Source organism: Paenibacillus sp. FSL R5-0486 (assembly GCF_037975155.1).
GTDB classification, from domain to species: Bacteria; Bacillota; Bacilli; order Paenibacillales; family Paenibacillaceae; genus Paenibacillus; species Paenibacillus amylolyticus.
This window is the reverse complement of the sequence record NZ_CP150237.1, coordinates 5,473,865-5,491,817: the sequence shown is the minus strand read 5'-3', so window position 1 is coordinate 5,491,817 and position 17,953 is coordinate 5,473,865. Positions and strand designations below refer to the sequence as shown.

Below are 17,953 nucleotides of genomic sequence, written 5' to 3'. Positions count from 1 at the left end.
AGAGTACTGCTATTATAAAATGATAAAGAAAATGATACACAAGTTGCAATTCCAAACGAGTCACAGGAGGAGATTGGGATGATTAGAGGGTTAACGAATGCGGGACTGGGCAATATCGAGTCTGATGAACAATATATCATAGATGCGGCCAAGCACGGATTCGGATCTGTAGATTTGAATCCGCTCTCATTGATTGAAACGTATGGCAAAGAACAGGCACAACATCTGCTGGAAAGCAATAAGGTGATCATCGGTTCATCGGGTCTGACGGTAGAGTGGCGGACGACAGATGAGCAATTTCGTGAGGGGTTGCAATCTTTGGTCGCTATGGCAGAAGCTTCTGCTTCGCTGGACTGTTACAGCTGTTGCACGTATATTTTACCCTCAACGGATCAACCGGTAGCGCAATTCATGGCCGCGGCTACGAAACGTTTGAGACTCTGCGCAGATATCTTGGATGCTTACGGGATTAAGTTGGGTCTGGAGTTTGTGGGATGCCACCATTTGCGGACGCAATGGAAAAATCCATTTATCTGGCGTGTGGAGGATACGCTGGACTGGATCGAGACCATCCATGCACCTAACGTAGGTTTGCTCGTAGATTCATATCACTGGCATACGAATGGTTTACCGATGGAAGATCTGTTGAAGTTGAAGAAAGAGCAGATTGTTCATGTGCATATCAACGATGCCTATGATTTGCCGATCGAGGAATTACTGGATTATGAGCGTTTATACCCCGGCGAAGGGGTTATTGATCTGGGTGGATTTCTGAGAAATCTGCAGGCGATTGGCTACAATGGTGTGGTGGCTCAGGAAGTACTGGCCCCGGCATCGAATCTTGGTACGAATGAACTATTTGCCAAGTCGAAGGCTGGGTTCGATCAGGTGTTTGCCACACTTTAGTGTTAACAACTTCTGTTATCAGTGCACAAGCCATTCATATGTGTGCTGAATGACTTTTTGTTACTTTTGTAGGGGTGACAGAAATTTGTGGATAGTAAAAATTACCTAGGACTGCTAGACTTGCATTATTAGTAATTTAGTACATATAAGGAGGATATAATGAAAAAGTTTTTAAAGGTTTGGTTAGTCTTAGTTCTAATTATTCTCACTGCAGCACCATCGTACACCCATGCAGCAACCTCTACTAATAAAATTCCAAAACTCCAAAAAATCATTTCATCGTCGGGTACTCAAGTGCTAACAGAAGAAGGAATTTTGATATCATGGGGTGGTTTTGGTAGTGACGAAGGTAGCAAGACGAACTATGCACAATACGTGTTACAAGGAATTAATCATATTGTAGACGTTTCTGTAGTGTACGGAGCGGCTATTGTGGTGACCCAGGACGGAACGGTATGGAAAGGAAGGGGAGTCGGGGAACTAACAGAGTATACTAAGGTGTATTCAGGAGATGAAACTCACTTCAGTGAAGATGAGAAGATTGTGCAAGTGGAGGCTACTCAAAATTATATCTATGCATTACGAAAAGATGGGCAGGTTTTGGCCTGGAAAAATTCGTATTCTGAACCAGAGTTACCCATGCTTATCCCTGGACTAGATCAGGTTAAAGATATCTTCGGGTCGTATTTCATTCGACAAGACGGTACGGTGTGGCATGTTATGCCTGGAACTTCTGTAGCAAGACAATACATAACAATAACGGATGTCAAAAAGGTAGATCAGTATGGATCTGTGTTCCTTAAAGAAGATGGCACTGTATGGACCAAGAGCGGGGACTCTGCTGTACAAATACAGCAGCTACCCAAAATTATGGACATCTCGAATTCATCTGATGCGAGTTTTGCTTTGGATGAATCTGGAAATATGTATGGTTGGGGGGACAATCGAACAGGTACATTAGGAGATGGGACAGCCAATCAAGCCACGGTCCCCAAGATTATCCTCAAGAATGTACGTTTGGTAAGTGAAGCAGACAGTGGACACATGGTTGTTCAAAAAGAGGATCTAAGTGTATGGGCTTGGGGATTTAATTATAGAGGTGGCCTTGGAATGGAGCTGCCCAACAAAAAGAAGAACTCACCTATCCCTGTTAAGGTTCCATTTCAGTGGCCAACTCTCAATGTATGGGATCAAAGCGTTCGTTTGAATTTAAATGGTAAAAATCTCTACTTTACGTCGAACAAACCTTATCTAACGATAAAACAGGAAGTTATGATCCCGTCGCTCGCTTTTGCCAAACAAGCAAAATGGGCTGCTTCTATCTCCAACGGTAAATTAAACATGAACGATTCTACCCATTCGTTATCTGTGACCAAAAGCAGTATGGTCGATGGCAAAGGGAATGTCCTTTCGTCAAATACCTCAGCGCAGTTCCGAAATGGGGAAGTCTATGTCCCCCTAAGGGTACTTTCTGAAGCATTCAATCTAACATTCAATTACTACTCATTCGATAGATCATATGGGATATATACTGCAGATTTTACTCAAAAGGATAATCTGGATGACTACGGTAAACTAATTAGAACAAAAGCTTTGCCTGCTAAAGCGTCAAAATATCCTTATGTTCTCGCGGGTATCCCTAATCAGTATTATGAGAAAGAATTTCCTAAGGCGAATTCTCTCAAAGGTTTGTCTTTGAATGCAGCGCAGCTCTACCGGTCAAAAGCCGTGGGACTTCCCATTGAGTTAACCAGTGATGACTTTGGGCGTTATGCCAATCATATTTCAAAGTACTATGAGCTATTGCTGAATACAGATTACCGCACCATCAATATGAATTGGGCACCAGCATTGGAAAGCCATGCTGGTGGTTCTACCAGCAAGATGGGTGATAAGACAGCCAGAGAGCTTCAGATGGAAGGGTATGTGAAATGGATTAAGAACAAGAAAGTGATTATTCAGGGAGATGTTCGTCCTGAACCAAGTATGGTGACATATCGTAATGGGGTATTGTATATGCGTACCTACATTCAATATGAGATTGTGCATGCCAATGCACCGAATGATTTGAAGCTTCGTAAGGATCGTGTTGTACAACTCATTTCTGCTCCTAAAGACAAGAAAATTGTAGGTAGCTATGCGATGTATATAGATGTTCCTTTAACTTCGGACCCTGTATTTAGCAATGGGAGTGCATGGGGCTCTTGGTCGAGTGGCTTGAAAGTGGACACGCGGTATAACGACATTATAAAAACGCCTTGGGAGAGTGTGTTCACGTTAACTATGTCTCCTGATTGATGAAGCATTAATTTCTAAGATTCTACAAGTACCTACGGACCCAGGACAACATTATCTTGGATGTTTCGTAGGTATTTCTCAATAACAGATACAAGTGGGAATCGCAAAGATAACGGCTAAGGTAAGTGATAGGTGATTTATAGTTTCCAAGGGAGGTGTGGGAACTTATATCGGAAACCCTGTTGGTTTTCTTTTCTCACATATATCCAAGGTGGTGGGACAGGGGTGCCTAGTGCTTTATACAAGATCGTTCCTTCATCGCTTACGGAATATACTTCGATACTATTCTGTATATCCTCCCACTTAACCTTACCTTGGTAAGACAGTGTCTGCCCTTGAACGACAACATGAGGTGCACCTGAAATGACTCTCTGCGTTATGTTGAGAACTCCAACCTTTTCTGAGGACAACATCACCCATTCACTTATGAAAAGTATGATAATCAAAATGACTATGCTCACAATCCATCGCTTTTTTCTCATTTTGTGACCTCCACTACCTAGGGATCATTCCCCCATAGTTACTGTCTTTTAATGACGTAATCTCGTCAGAGGATGTTATCATCAGCAGTAAGATATTGTACGTTTAACCATAGCGTAATATCCTTTCCTTTTCCATGATAATGTACCATTAATCCACGAGCAAAACTCGAAATGGTTGACAAATGATGAAGGCCATTATGCGAAGGGATTTCAGATCTTATTACTTGTCTCAATCTTTTTGATAAGCATGAAAACTCAGTATCAATAACTAGGTATAATAGAGTGAAGTAATTTTGTTGTTGTAACTTTAACATTGCCGTTGGTTTCCTGTTTTTGTATGGGAACCCAGCGGCAATGTTATTTTAGGAAAGCAAAACGTGTATGTATTGTGTAATAGTATGGATTAATCCTTAAAAGGCACCCAAAGAGTTGAGGAATTTCAGAAAAATAGAATTCTATTTTCTAAAATTCCTTTATATGGACCCTATATTTGGTTTTAATTAACTTAGAAGTAAACAACAAAACAATGGTGGTGAGCAAATGACGAAGAATATATTGAGTGAAAAGTTAAAACAGTATCGTGAACAAAAAGAAATCACACAACAGGAACTTGCAGAGTTATTAGATGTTAGCGATAAATCCATCTCAAAATGGGAATTAGGAAATGGTTATCCAAGCAAAAAAAACATGATGAAAATTGCTGATCTACTCGATGTTTCTTTGGAGGTTATGTTAATTGAGGAGAAGCAAGAGGAAAATAAATTCAAAAAAAGTTTGAAATATGGATTAATTAGTTACTGCATTATATTTGCCGTGACAATATTGATTAAAGGGTGGAGAGAGCAAGAGCGCTATCAAGATTTGTGGAGTGAGAATTTAAGTGAAGTGGTTAAATTAGTATTTATTACGTTCGGGCAAAACATATTTACTGCGTTAATTCCATCTATGATAATTGGTTTAGTTTTTTATTTTTATATCATTCCACGACAGGAAGTTGATTAAATGGATTGATGTTGAAAATGTAAGTGTAGTTGCAATCAATTGAGAAAAGCAAGAGCTATCCGGGATAGGGGTGGCCTTGCTTTTATTTAAGGTTTAAATTAAGTAAGACAAGTAAATTGGGGTAAGTGGTTCTATATAATCCTTTGTAAACCAGAACAATCGACGGTTGGTACGCTCAAGGAGAAGGAGTCAACTTTTTATGACCGTATATCCAGATGGGATGATAAGGAACTGGAGCGTTTCACCACCATGTTAGGGCAGTTTAACGGTTTGGATGATGAAACGATGGGGGCTTAGAGAATGAACAAAACGGAGCGGCAGCTTGCGATTACGCTTGAATTGCAGCGAAGAAAGATGTTACGAGCAGAAGATTTAGCGGCTCAATTTGAGACAAGTGTACGTACGGTATATCGAGATATTCAGGCATTAAGCGAAGCTGGTGTTCCGATTATGGGAGCTCCGGGTCATGGGTATTCCCTCATGGAAGGATATTTTCTGCCCCCGGTAAGCTTCACCGCAGAAGAAGCCGTATCTCTGCTCATGGGAGCTGATTTTATCGAACAGAGATTGGATACAGAATACGCGATGGAGGCTAAGTCGGCTCAACGAAAAATTGAAGCGATTTTACCAGAATCCGTTCGTAATGAATCGATACGTGTTCGGGAAACGATGCGACTGCTTCATACGGTTGAACCTTTAACCCGAGCGCGGGTGAAAACATACCTTAACCAGATACGTAATGCCATTCTGGATAAACGTAAGATCAGCTTTATGTACCTGAAAAAAATGCCAGGAACGGATGGCAATCGGTATAATATGCGTGAGGTTTCACCCTACGGACTCTCACTGGTTCAGGAGAATTGGATGTTAATTGCACGTTGTGATATGCGACAAGACATTCGTCATTTTCGTTTGTCACGCATGACTGAACTTTCCCTGCTGGAGGATCAATTCCTTTTGCCACCGGATTTTGATCTAAACAGTTATCGACCTCCTGACGACCGTAACGAACAAGTATTAATCAGAGCAAAACCTGAAATTGCTGACAAAGTTATGGAGGCCCTGCATTTTTATATGGATGCATTTGAGGAGCAAGAGGAGGGTGTTGTTTTTCATTTTCGTGTTCGCTATCCGGAGGAAATATTGCATTATTTACTTGGTTGGGGTGGAGATATCGAGGTCTTGGAGCCAGAGTCTTTACGCTTCCGAATGAAGGAAGTAGCCAAAAACATCTTAAAACACTACTGACATACACCTGTCAGTAGTGTTTTTTTATACTTTGATATATCACAGATCAAGAGGAGTGGGTTGGAGGATGAGAAGTACAGCGGAAGTATTGAAATCATTTGAAACGACAGTAGAACGATATTTGGCAGAACTGAAAAATTTGGATATGTCTAGCTTACTTAAAAAACAAAGTGAAGAGGAATGGTCCATTGGACAGATGTATGTACATTTGATTCAATCAGCGCTTTTCATGCATCTGCATAATATTGAGCAGTGTTTGAGCAGCGGGGATTCAACATTAAACTCGGGTGAGGAAAAAACAGAACTGGGTAGGCAAGTGTTTGAATTAGGACAATTCCCTCCCGTGCCTGTTAAAGTCCCTGCTTCCCCGCAGTATACCCCGCAACCACCCGAGAGGATGGAGTCCTTGATCGATGGGCTTCACGAGGTAGTGGATCGGATGAGAAGCACGGCATCTGTTTTACACCAAGCGTCCGTAAACAACAAAATACGTCATCCAAGGCTTGGCGCTCTAAACGCTCAGGAGTGGTTTTTGTTGATAGAGATGCACTACAGACATCATTTTTTGCAATTAGACCGATTGAAATCGAATCTGGAAATATAAACGAGAGAAGGGAATGAGATGTATCCATGAAACCAAATCAGGACAGCAGGTATTGGATTGGTGTTGTATCTGCTTCTCATGTAAATGTAGCCGTAGAGGGAGGGTTTGCGCAGGTGTGCCATGGCAAGTCAGCGCTGTTGCGACAGATGTCCGCGGGTGATTGGCTGATATACTATTCTCCACGCACAGACATATCAACAGGCAAGCCACTTCAGGCTTTTACCGCTATTGGTCAAATTACCGACGACAGGATATACCAATATCAGATGTCGGAATCATTTGTACCCTTTCGCCGAGATCTTCGTTATCTTCCGTGTCGAGAAGTAAAGATCGCAACGTTATTAGACCAACTTAGTTTTACAAGCGGGAATCGCAATTGGGGGTTTCCGTTTCGTAAAGGTCACTTTGAAATTGGGGCTGAAGACTTCATGATGATAGCTTCCTCCATGTTGGAAGAAGAGGCACAGTCACTACTGGATATTAGCTTAAGCCAGAAATGTTAACCAAAGCAAAAGGCCCATAGACAGTCTATGGACCTTTTTGCTTTATGCATAATCATAAAAAGCTCTGACGATCATTACGGGTGTGTGAGACATCCATGAGTAACCGTTGTGTACATGTTATAAATAGTCGGTTTGACATCAACAGACCAATAGTGAGTGAGCGTAGGAGAATTTAAGAGTGCACGACGAGCCGCTAATCATGCGGCTTTTTTTCGATTTTCAATTGAAGAACCATAACTCTAAAGATGAAACTAAAACCATATCGGGCTTCTTATGGGAATTATCTACGTAAGAACATATTATTTAATATTTCATTACAAAATGTAACATTTTTTGGTTGGATACGGTAGATAGTTTTGAATAAAATATGGATTTGGATAATATTTGTAGTAAAATTGAGCAGTGTAAGTAGTAAGTATTTTGTCTTATTCGTATTTGCGATCGTATTATTCTATATCCCGACAGGTTGCTTAAAACAAGTAGAGTGACTCCAATGTATTCTAGCTCTTGTAATAATTTGTCTGGTGTAATGAAAGGGCTGCAGTCTGACTATTATATGCAATCTTTTGATGCTGAATTGAAGGCTTCTACATGTATCCAAATGCGTGGAGGTTGCAGGATCACCAAGCAGGATCTAACTCAACAGGTATTTTGATAGTGGATATGTAAATGGCTGGACCTAAAAAGCAGAATAAAGCGTTAGGAATATATACTGACTAAATAAGAGGAGGGTCTACCTGTGAAGAAAAAAACATTGGTTTCAATCCTCACCATAACACTGGTAGCTGCATCTGTGAGTGGCTACATGTACTTGAATGAACCATCTGTAGTTAGTGCTCAAAGCGATGTTGAAAGCGCAGCACTGAAGGCGACTCAGGGTAAGGTCGATTACATTAAAGAATCGTTTGAAGACGGGTCATACATCGTTCGCTACCGGGACCGTGTGAATTTGACAGAAATCACTGAGGATTACCGTGATAACCAGCTTCATAATAAATTGATTGTTGAAGATGGTGGTAAGAAAATCACTTCGTATGGTCGAGATTTCGAGACAGGGAAATTGGTCGGGAATACCTGGACCATGCCGGACAACATAGTTGCTGAAAATGAGAAGTTGCTACAGATCTCGCTCTTGGAGAATGCAAAAGAAGAATTACGGAGTCAGGATTGGACAGTACTGGAAGCAACGGGCACACAATCCCGTTCTGCTACACAGAGTAACGAGCAAAAAGCTGTTTCGGAGGATAACCTCCACAAGGAAGTTGTAACCATTGATGTAAATACGGGTTTACCGACAAAACGTGTGATTTATCAGAAAGACAAAAACGGTGAAATTGTAACTAGCTCTACCAAGACCGAAGAGTACAAGTACCTGGATTCCATGCCGATGAAGATCCAGAGTTTTGCTCCGGAAGAATCCGTAGAGATTAAAGAAATACCGGCGCCTGTAATTGAAGATAAGGTGCTTGAAGGTTCTTAAGACTTTCTGTTCCATCAATAAGTAGAATCAAATAAGACAGCCAACCCCCGTACTTGGGAGCTGGCTGTCTTATTTCTTATCCGTAGCCGGAATTAACTTGACTGGATTTGCTGAGTCTTTATAAACATTGAAAAGAATAGTTGTTTAGTTGGGGAAAAGGGTTTTAGAATCAGGTCCGTTGCTCTCCATAAATAAGTAATCCCAAATAATTCAAACCAATTAATACGTCTTCTTAAATCACTTTCTTTAATTATAGGCCATCTAACAGGATAGTCCTTGTTGCTATTAAGGTTTGAATTCAAGTGGAAAAGTCAATAAAAGCTCTGTAAGCCACGCTGTACAATCCACTGAAAACCAGTACAATTGATCCTATAAGAACATGAGATAAAGAGAGGTATTTCTCCATGACGGATACAAGTGGGAATCGCAAAGTTGATGGCTATCTAAAAAAACTCAAAACGTGGAAGGAAGAGTCCACAAAGCTGAGAGAAGTTATTCGGGATTTTGAACTGACAGAGGATATGAAGTGGATGCATCCTTGTTACATGCTGGATGGGAAAAACATCGTTTTAATTCATGGGTTCAAAGAGTACGTAGCCATTCTATTCTTCAAAGGTGCTCTACTGAAGGATACACACGGCATTTTGGTCCAGCAAACGGAGAATGTACAGGCAGAACGCCAGCTTCGCTTCACCAGTCTGGAGCAGATTGTGGAGCAGGAGGCTATGATCAAAGCCTATATCCAGCAAGCGATTGAAGTGGAACAGGCAGGATTGCAGGTGGAAATGAAAAAGACTACCGAATATAGCGTTCCTGAGGAACTTCAACAGCAATTCGATGAAAATCCTGCTTTCCGAGATGCATTTGAAGCACTGACACCCGGACGGCAGCGGGCATATCTCTATTATTTCTCACAACCGAAGCAATCCAAAACAAAAGTGTCACGAATCGAGAAGTACATGCAGCCGATCCTGGAGGGCAAAGGATTGAATGATTAATCTTATAACAATATATTTGAGGGAAATTAAGATTTAAAACGAGTTGAAAGTCTTTCAGATATAATCCGAAAGGCTTTCAACTCGTTTTTGCTAAAAGTATAGATAACAGGAGAGTGTCCCATATGATTCGAACTTACCAATACTACGCAATTTTTAATTTTGCTGAAGATGGAATTAATGTTACATTTCCTGATCTGCCCGGATGTATCACCTGTGGCGAATCAATTGATGAAGCATTATTGATGGCGAAAGAAGCACTTGAATTATTTTTGGATGGAGAACCTGTTGAAGATATTCCGCCTTCTCAAAGCATAATGCCTGAATTATTGAATCCTAAAGATAAAGCATATTTAATTGAAGCAAGTATTACGTATTATTGATGAACTCTATGTTTACATATCTGAATTCACCAAACTGAGTTTAGAACATCGTCCACTTCTTTGATTCTTGTGACAGATGGTGTTTCAATTAAATTTCCTTTGACCATGACCATAGAGATGTCTGACAAGGCCTCGATATGTTCGAGCGGATTTTGCTCCATAATAATCAGATCGGCATGTTTCCCGATATCCACCGTCCCTGTAATATCGTCAACACCGAGGATCTTTGCATTGGTTTGGGTCACCATGTCGATGACCTGTTTGTTGTTCAGGTTGGCCTGTCTCATGTAGTGGTCCATCTCTCTCCACATATCATAGTGAGTCACGTAAGGCATAGCGGCATCAGTACCTATACCGATGGTGATGTCGTTTTCGATCGCTTGTTTTACGCCTTTGAGCATGGAATCGTAGACGAGTCTGGAGTTCTCTTTTACTGTTGCACTTACCTTCGTTACGTTGGTATCCAATGAAGCGGATGGATAGGCGGCTTGCAGGGTGGGGATGAGTGCGGTGTAACCATTCAGGGCATTGGGATTATTTTTGTACAAATGAATGATTTCGTCGTCCATCTCCGAACCGTGCTCGATCGTATCAACCCCACCTTGTAACGCAACTCTTACGCCTTCCGTGCTCTCCACATGCGCTGCCACCCGCAAACCAATCTTATGTGCTTCGTTGCAGATCGCCGAAACTTCGTCCACCGTCATCTGTAAACGTCCAGCTTCGCCAACCATCTTCGCATCCGTCACGCCACCCGTCACACAGATTTTGATTAGATCCACGCCGTGTTTCACATTGATCCGCACATTTCTTCTGCCTTCCCATGGGGAGTCGCCCATCAGAGCGAGAAATGGAGCACCATGTCCGCCCGTGACACTTAGGAAAAATCCGGATACTAGCAAATTGGGACCGACAAAGTCACCGTTGTTAATCTCATCCCGTAGCTGGACATCGGTGTAAAAGAATTCCCCCACACTGCGCATCGTCGTCACACCCGCATGGAGTGCGGTCAGCGCGTTGCGTTTCATTCGTTTTTTCAAAACGTTTCTGCCAAACTTCGTGTTCAATATTCGATCATAGGCAAACTGCAACAAGCCTTCACTGACCGAGAGACTGAACGGTTTACCATCTGCAAAGAGATGTACGTGGGCATTGATCAGTCCAGGCATTACGTATTTTCCTGAGAGGTCGGTCGTTGTGTAGTGACTTGGGATATGCAACTCGTGATCTCGGCCGATATCCTGGATAAGTCCTTGTTCATTGACGAGAATCGTCATGTTTTTTTGTGGATTACGCTTCAGATCTCCGTGGATCAGATGGACGTTTTTCAATGCGTAAGCGGTGTTCGTGTTGTGTTCCTCCTTAGAATGTGGATGGGATTATATAAGTTGAAAGAGGGTATGTACACTTGCCACTCCGATGACAGAACAACCTTCGGATCGCTGTTATCCCCAGATTTTTTTGATTCCCTCTTAATAGGGAAAATCCGGTGATAGCTTATGCTTCCGATGTAGCTTTCTTTCAGAAAGCTTTCAGGCGAACGCTTCGCTTCCTCTGGTTATTTCTGTCTTCTCCGTTATCGTGTAAATATGGGTTCAACTTAAATAGTTTGGTAAATGGTAAATATTCGTCTTAAAAAATGAATTATAAATTCATTTTTGGGCCAAAAAAATAGAGTGACTTAATGTTAGTGTTTTTTTTTGCGTGCAAACCAAGTGAGTTGATCTGATCTGCACGCTTTGTCTACCCGGCATAATTGATGAGAAGGAGTGTTATTCGTTGAGGCTCTTCATACCGTACAGTCTGTATACATACAACGCTTCGAATATTTGCTTCCGGCTGTCCTCACTCATATCCCGTTTCAATAGATCCAGGTTCATGTCGATCACGTTGTGCGCGAGGATGTTCAGTAAGATCAAATTTTCCTCGGTGCCAATCTCATATCGTTTATATTGATTCTTGAGATAGGTCTTCTTGGTCTCGATCATCAGCTCGACAAGCTCATTCTTTGCGTTGGTGTAGATGGTGCCTTTATTCTTTTCGAAGATAATCACGATCTGATTCCGGTATTTACGTAACACATCGACCTGTTCCTGTAACAGCGCCGACTTTCGCTCGCTATCCGTTTCCTCGAACAAGGTCTGGTTATCAAAGTGAATCGTCTCCACCAGCACATTTTTTAAATAATCCACCAGATCCGGTGGAACAACGGCGTAGAAGAGTTCTTTCTTGTTCTTAAAATAAGTATAGATATTGCCCACAGAAATATTGATCTCATCCGCGATATCGCTCATCTTGGCATCCACATAGCCTTTTTCAAAAAAGACTTTGAGCGCCGCGTATTCAATCTCTTTCCTGACTTCGTCTTTCTTAGCTTGCACCATCGGGAACGACTCCTTAATAGTGAATTAACGATTCGTTATTAGGATAGATCTTTTTGAGGGGGGTGTCAAATTCCCATATATGGAAAAAAGATTTTGTGTTATCATTTGATTACATAAAAATCATTGAGTGTGGGTGAACGGAATGATAGAAGAAGAAAATACATTTGATATTGATGAACCAATATTAAAAACTAAATTGTCGAATACCGATCTATTATTGGGGAAGCCTATTGAACCTATTAATAGACTTCAAGTTATTTCCGACACAGATTTTGAAGATTTAGTCAGAGAGTGGTCATGTGGTTATTTAAAAGATACATATGTAAAAGTAAAGCGGTGCGGTGGATCTGGAGATATGGGTAGAGACGTTATTGCCTATGTGAATAATGAAAAAGGGAAGAACTTAGTGTGGGACAACTATCAATGTAAACACTATAATTCACCATTGTCTCCAAGTGCAATTTGGATAGAACTAGGAAAACTGTGTTATTACACTTTCGAAAAACAATATCCAGCTCCAAGAAAATACTACTTTGTTACGCCTAAAGGTATATCAACAAAGCTCTCAAATTTAATTGATAACCCAGGTAAATTAAAAGAAGGGCTGATCAAAGAATGGGTAAATAAATGTCAAAACAACATTACATCAGGAAAAAAGATAGAATTGATTGGTGATTTTCTTGCATACGTTGAAAACTTCGATTTTTCAATTATTGATGATATCGATCCTCAAGAACTGATTGAACAGCATTCGAAAACAAAATATTACTACTATAGATTCGGGGGTATTCATAGGACACGTCCAGAAGCTATTGAGCCTCCAGATAAGATATTTCCTGATGAATTACTCTATGTCAAGAAATTGCTTGAAGCGTATTCAGATCACCATAAATCTGTAATTCAAGATATTTCTCATCTATCAGCTCATTCTAATTATATTAATCATTTTAATAGGCAACGTAAATGTTTTTACTCTGCAGAGTCGTTAATGAAGTTTGAAAGGGATACTCTTCCGCCAGGAGTAGATGCTTTCGAGGATTTAAAACAAGAGGTTTATGACGGGATAATTGATATCGTTGAGTCAGACCATTCTGATGGATTTGTGAGAGTTAAAGAGGTGTGCAAATCTGCGAGAAATCTTAATATGCCGAGTTATCCATTATATACCTCAATTAAAGGAAACGACTTAAACGGGTTATGTCATCACTTAGCGAATGAAGATAAAATAAGTTGGGTGGACTGAATAATGATTAATGAAAAAATAAGATATGGAGAGGGATATAATTCTCCATTTGAGGTTGGATTAAGGACTTTAGCAATCATTGTTGTAAATTCACCAAGGAGTCTTAACCTTCAAAGACTTATTTATTATGATTATTTAATTCTGCATTCTAATGATGTTGGTGTAAAAAATTGTCCACCTTCGTTACATCCTGATATTCCTCATAGATCAGGTGGTCTCGTTGTTAGAAGACAAGCAATGCAAGTCGGTTTAGATTTAATGTATAGTAAGAGCCTTATAGATATCATATTTAATAATGAGGGAGTATCGTACGTAGCTTCTCAATTAACAGAACCATTTCTTGATTTATTTATTTCCAATTACAGCGATAGACTTAGGGAAAATGCTTCATGGGTTACGAATCATTTCTCAGCATATTCAGAAGAAGATCTCAAGATTTTCATTGAAAGTAACATTGAAAAATGGGGCGGAGAGTTTATGTATGAGGCTTATGTCAGGAGTGGTGTTGAATGACAACTAAAGGCTTTTTTATTAGTAGATTGCGTCTAATCAATAAGAATGGATTATTTTCAGAGATTGAGTTTAAAAAGGGCTTGAATGTCATTGTTGGACTGGTCATAGCCCCGTCAAGTAGACAATAAAAAAAGAGAAACTCCATTAAGCGGCGACTTTTTCCCGGAATTCAATTGGGGAGAGGTCGCCGAGTTTGTTTTGGAAACGGTCCTTGTTGTAAAACAACATATACTCTGTAATTTGGTTCCTTGCTTGTTCCAGATTCTGAGGCTTCTCCAAATATAACTTCTCCGTCTTTAAGTGGGAGAAGAACGACTCAATACATGCATTGTCATAGCAGTTCCCACGCCGAGAATGGCTTCCTGTTAGCTTCTTCTCTTCAAGCAATTTGGCATAGCTCTGTGTTGTATACTGGAATCCCTGGTCGGAATGGAGTAAGGCCGGTCCACATTTCAGTTTCTTTACCGTTTCCATCACAAGTTTTAAGTCATTTCGCTCGGAGAGTTCCCAAGCTACAATCTCGTTGTTGTATAGATCCATCACAACCGAGAGATAAGCAAAATCATGCCCGATCCGGACATATGTAATATCCGTCACGAGTTTCTGCACAGGAGCTACCGCCGAGAATTCCCGATTTAAGACATTACGGAATAGAACTGACGGTTTCCGGCCAGCAAATGGACGTTTCTTGCGAATCACGGAACGAATCTGGAGTTCTCTCATTAAGCGGCGTACCTTTTTGTGATTCACCACGAGGCCTTCCTTTCCTAACGCGGTTCGCATACGTTTGTAGCCGAAATAAGGACGAAGCCGGTGAATGCCTAAAATATGTGCTTTTAGATCCGTATCCCGATCTGCTCGTTTCTCTCGGAGGACGATATTCTTCTTCCATTTGTAGTAACCTGCACGAGAAATTTCAGCAATTTTACACAACCAAACCACAGGTGCCCACTTACTTATTTCTCGAACGGACTGGCACCGGGCTTCGAAATCCAGCTTCCCTCTCCGTGCAAATTCGGATTGAGCTTTTTTAGATATTCTACCTGCGCTTTCAGATAAGCATTTTCTTCTTCTGCACTGCTAAAATGCTTCTTCGTCCAACGTCCTCGATAATCCTCAAAACTCTCTCCATTTTGGCTTTTACGTACCCAAGTAATAATCTGGCTCTCACTCTTAATACCAAACTTCTCCATGATCCGACTGTATGTCCAACCTTCTTCCAATCGCAGACGAACAGCCTCTTTCTTCGTTTCTTCACTATATTGATTAAAAGTTTGGCCCTTTTTCGCTGGCATAGCAAAAATCCCCTCCGGTTTTCAGTGTTGAGTTCATTTTAACATGATCTCTTTTTTTCACTGTCTACCTTGAGGGGATAATACCAGGACCTACTAACACCGGGAAATCTTTTATATTTGAATGTATTAACTTTATGTTTGGCGGTAAAGATGTACCTGATCCAATTGAAGAAGTTGTTACAAATGACTATGATGTTGTTCTTTTAGAATTAGAAAACGCTGAGGGGCGAAAGTATACAATAGAAAGAGATATAAAAGGGAAAAATGTGAAAAAGTACAATGGTCCTATAGATGAAATACATGATGGAGTAGACTCTGAAGTCCTCTCCACTAGACATAGTAAGAATAAGGAAAGTATTTCAAATTTCCTTATGTCTTTATCGGGTTATCAAAACACTGATTTATTTATTAAGAAAAACAAATTAAATAAATTAAATAGATTTACATATAGAAATTATAATGATTTCATCCTAATAAATGAAATCGATATAATCTCTAAACAGTCACCAGTTCATTCAGATAACAATAAAACTAAAACATCAGAGGAATCTGCTTTCCGGTTAATTCTAACTGGAAAAGATGATAGTAGTTTGACAGAAGATAAAGATCTAAACAAATTAGATTCAACTTCATTAGGACAGATTGGATTATTAGAAAAATTAATTGATGATTTGGAATTGAATATACCGAGAGTTCCAGAAGAAACAGAGATAAACTTAGAAGAAAAAATAAAAGAATTAATTTCAAAAAGAAGCGGAATTAGTTCTGAAATTGAGAAGTTATCTGATTCAAGGATAACTTTGTGGAGGGAAATTCAACAAGTTAGTTCAAAAATATTGTCAACGACAGAATTGTTAAATAGGTTTTATTTGCTAAAAAAACAGTATGAAACTGACATAGATAGAATACATTTTTTAATAGAAGGAGATCATTATTTCTCTTTATTAAGTGTTGAGAGATGTCCACTTTGTAGCCAACAGACGAACAAATCTGAACTAGATTGTTCCCATTTTGAAGTTGAGCAGAGGAAAGCATCCTATAAAATTGAGCTTAATAAAATATTGATTCATCTTGAGGATCTAAAAAATACAATTAGTACAATGAATGACGAATTAGAAATTTTGAAAAAGGAATTATACGAAAAAGAAGCTAGCTATCAAAGATTAAGTAGAATACTTGATGAGCAATTAGCGCCACAAAATTATATTTTAGAGGAAGAATTGCGAAGCGTTCTAAAGATGCAGAAAGATATCAATGATTTGAAACAAAAGCATGTTATTTTAACGAGATTATTGGATGAGAAAGAGAAAATACAGAATATACTAGGAACAGATGTTGAATTTGAATCAGATGGAAAATCAACTGAGTCAACATTAATTGATCATAATAACAGTTATGAGGAGCTTTCCAAGTGTATTAAACATTATTTAGCTGGATGGGAGTATCCAGGCTTTGAAGAAATTAGTTTTGATATGAAAGAGAAAGATATACTAATTTCCGGTAAGCCCAGAAGGCTATTTGGTAAAGGCTATCGTTCAATATCTTACAGTGCTTTTATATTAGGGTTGATGCGATATTGTAATATTAAAGGTCTTCCACATCCGGGAATAGTAGTGCTTGATTCACCTGTAACTTCATACAAGGAAGAAGATGAAGCTGAAGATAAAACATCTGAGGATCTACAGACTAAATTTTTTGAATTTATATCAGAAGATGTTGTTTTGAAACAAGTTATTATCTTTGAGAACAAAACTCCTCCAAAGCAAGTAATAGAAAAAATTAATTATATTGAATTTACGAAAAATAAAAACAAAGGTAGATATGGTTTTATAGAGGGAAATTATAATGAGTAGAATTAGATTAGGAATTACGAATCTCAATAATTTCTCTAATATCATCAATACCCAAGGCTTCTGCAATCCGCTCAATATGAGCAAAGTTGATATTTTCTCTTTTCCCAGACTGTAACTCACTTAGTGCAGCATGGCGGATATCAGACAAACGTGCCAACTCGCGCAGCGAGATATTATGTTTTTCCGTGAGTTTATGAATATTGACGACGACTTTCTTAGCCATGAGTATCACTCCTGAAATTTCCATATGGTCTTGACGTTACGCATGAGCGTACCATATACTTTTTGTATATCTGGTACTCTTATGCGTACCAATTTTAGGAGTGATGACATGACCAGTATCAACAGCGAAGACCTCGCTTTGCAGTACGCACAACTTGTCCAACAGGAAGACGATTACGTCGATCAGCTGGTCACATGTAACAAACTCATCCTGGATGCCATGGACATCATCGCGAAGCGAGGCGGGGTGCTGCATATGGACACGGTGAAACAAGCTGCATATCACCTTCATTCCATGGAACAGGATCTAAACAGAAAGTTATTTAAAGTCCGACTGGAGAAGAGCATCTTGGCAAATCAAATGAGCCAGTCAGTCTACATAAAGTCACCTTAACTAAAGGACAGCGCAGGATCATATTAGATGTTCTTGAACTGTCTTTTTGCCTGTCCATCCAAACGTTTTCCGCTTCAATTAAGCATTGACTTTCCTCCCAAATCCCCCTACACTTCAATTATTAAAACACTTTTAAAAACATTCATTG

16 protein-coding genes and 1 pseudogene are annotated in these 17,953 nt (G+C 39.8%); 13 read left to right on the top strand and 4 right to left on the bottom strand.

Annotation, left to right across the window (positions count from 1 at the left end):
* The first annotated feature begins 78 nt into the window (after positions 1 to 78).
* The 9 genes from MKY01_RS24275 to MKY01_RS24235 all read left to right on the top strand — a co-directional run bounded on the left by MKY01_RS24275 (position 79) and on the right by MKY01_RS24235 (position 9,901).
* A complete protein-coding gene (locus MKY01_RS24275) occupies positions 79 to 906 on the top strand; it encodes a sugar phosphate isomerase/epimerase (RefSeq protein ID WP_339283933.1) in 828 nt (275 codons plus the stop codon).
* Between the two features lie 159 nt (positions 907 to 1,065).
* A complete protein-coding gene (locus MKY01_RS24270) occupies positions 1,066 to 3,204 on the top strand; it encodes a hypothetical protein (protein WP_339283932.1) in 2,139 nt (712 codons plus the stop codon).
* A 1,022-nt stretch (positions 3,205 to 4,226) separates the two neighbouring features.
* Positions 4,227 to 4,688 carry a helix-turn-helix transcriptional regulator gene (locus MKY01_RS24265; protein WP_315370887.1) on the top strand — a complete coding sequence of 154 codons (462 nt, stop codon included), beginning with the start codon at positions 4,227 to 4,229 and terminating at the stop codon, positions 4,686 to 4,688.
* A 300-nt stretch (positions 4,689 to 4,988) separates the two neighbouring features.
* On the top strand, positions 4,989 to 5,936 hold the full coding sequence (locus MKY01_RS24260; protein WP_339283931.1) for a YafY family protein: 948 nt from the start codon (positions 4,989 to 4,991) through the stop codon (positions 5,934 to 5,936).
* Between the two features lie 67 nt (positions 5,937 to 6,003).
* Positions 6,004 to 6,540: a DinB family protein gene (locus MKY01_RS24255; RefSeq protein ID WP_339283930.1), complete on the top strand. Its 537-nt coding sequence runs from the start codon at positions 6,004 to 6,006 to the stop codon at positions 6,538 to 6,540.
* A 26-nt stretch (positions 6,541 to 6,566) separates the two neighbouring features.
* Positions 6,567 to 7,043, top strand: coding sequence for an EVE domain-containing protein (locus MKY01_RS24250; protein WP_339283929.1), 477 nt, complete (start codon positions 6,567 to 6,569; stop codon positions 7,041 to 7,043).
* Positions 7,044 to 7,782: 739 nt separating this feature from the next.
* The gene (locus MKY01_RS24245; RefSeq protein ID WP_339283927.1) at positions 7,783 to 8,523 is read left to right on the top strand and encodes a hypothetical protein; all 741 of its coding nucleotides are present in this window, start codon (positions 7,783 to 7,785) and stop codon (positions 8,521 to 8,523) included.
* A gap of 404 nt (positions 8,524 to 8,927) precedes the next feature.
* A complete protein-coding gene (locus MKY01_RS24240; protein ID WP_339283926.1) occupies positions 8,928 to 9,521 on the top strand; it encodes a YdeI family protein in 594 nt (197 codons plus the stop codon).
* A 122-nt stretch (positions 9,522 to 9,643) separates the two neighbouring features.
* Complete coding sequence (locus MKY01_RS24235; RefSeq protein ID WP_339283924.1) at positions 9,644 to 9,901, top strand: type II toxin-antitoxin system HicB family antitoxin; 258 nt, start codon at positions 9,644 to 9,646, stop codon at positions 9,899 to 9,901.
* 26 nt (positions 9,902 to 9,927) lie between these two features.
* Here the strand turns inward: MKY01_RS24235 and MKY01_RS24230 are convergent, their stop codons facing one another.
* The gene (locus MKY01_RS24230; RefSeq protein ID WP_339283923.1) at positions 9,928 to 11,232 is read right to left on the bottom strand and encodes an amidohydrolase family protein; all 1,305 of its coding nucleotides are present in this window, start codon (positions 11,230 to 11,232) and stop codon (positions 9,928 to 9,930) included.
* A 441-nt stretch (positions 11,233 to 11,673) separates the two neighbouring features.
* Positions 11,674 to 12,285: a TetR/AcrR family transcriptional regulator gene (locus MKY01_RS24225; protein WP_339283921.1), complete on the bottom strand. Its 612-nt coding sequence runs from the start codon at positions 12,283 to 12,285 to the stop codon at positions 11,674 to 11,676.
* Between the two features lie 142 nt (positions 12,286 to 12,427).
* Between MKY01_RS24225 and MKY01_RS24220 the strand changes: the two genes are divergently transcribed.
* Entirely contained in the window at positions 12,428 to 13,528 is a 1,101-nt protein-coding gene (locus tag MKY01_RS24220) for an ABC-three component system protein (RefSeq protein WP_339283920.1), read from the top strand.
* 3 nt (positions 13,529 to 13,531) lie between these two features.
* Positions 13,532 to 14,041 carry an ABC-three component system middle component 2 gene (locus MKY01_RS24215; RefSeq protein WP_339283918.1) on the top strand — a complete coding sequence of 170 codons (510 nt, stop codon included), beginning with the start codon at positions 13,532 to 13,534 and terminating at the stop codon, positions 14,039 to 14,041.
* Positions 14,042 to 14,185: 144 nt separating this feature from the next.
* Here the strand turns inward: MKY01_RS24215 and MKY01_RS24210 are convergent.
* A pseudogene (locus MKY01_RS24210) lies at positions 14,186 to 15,336 on the bottom strand (IS3 family transposase).
* A gap of 134 nt (positions 15,337 to 15,470) precedes the next feature.
* Between MKY01_RS24210 and MKY01_RS24205 the strand changes: the two are divergent.
* Positions 15,471 to 17,189 carry a hypothetical protein gene (locus tag MKY01_RS24205; protein ID WP_339283916.1) on the top strand — a complete coding sequence of 573 codons (1,719 nt, stop codon included), beginning with the start codon at positions 15,471 to 15,473 and terminating at the stop codon, positions 17,187 to 17,189.
* 7 nt (positions 17,190 to 17,196) lie between these two features.
* Here MKY01_RS24205 and MKY01_RS24200 read toward each other — a convergent pair whose 3' ends face one another.
* Positions 17,197 to 17,412, bottom strand: a complete 216-nt coding sequence (locus tag MKY01_RS24200) for a helix-turn-helix transcriptional regulator (protein ID WP_285078747.1) — start codon at positions 17,410 to 17,412, stop codon at positions 17,197 to 17,199.
* A 108-nt stretch (positions 17,413 to 17,520) separates the two neighbouring features.
* Here MKY01_RS24200 and MKY01_RS24195 point away from each other — a divergent pair, with 108 nt between their 5' ends.
* Entirely contained in the window at positions 17,521 to 17,805 is a 285-nt protein-coding gene (locus MKY01_RS24195; protein ID WP_339283913.1) for a hypothetical protein, read from the top strand.
* Positions 17,806 to 17,953 lie beyond the last annotated feature (148 nt).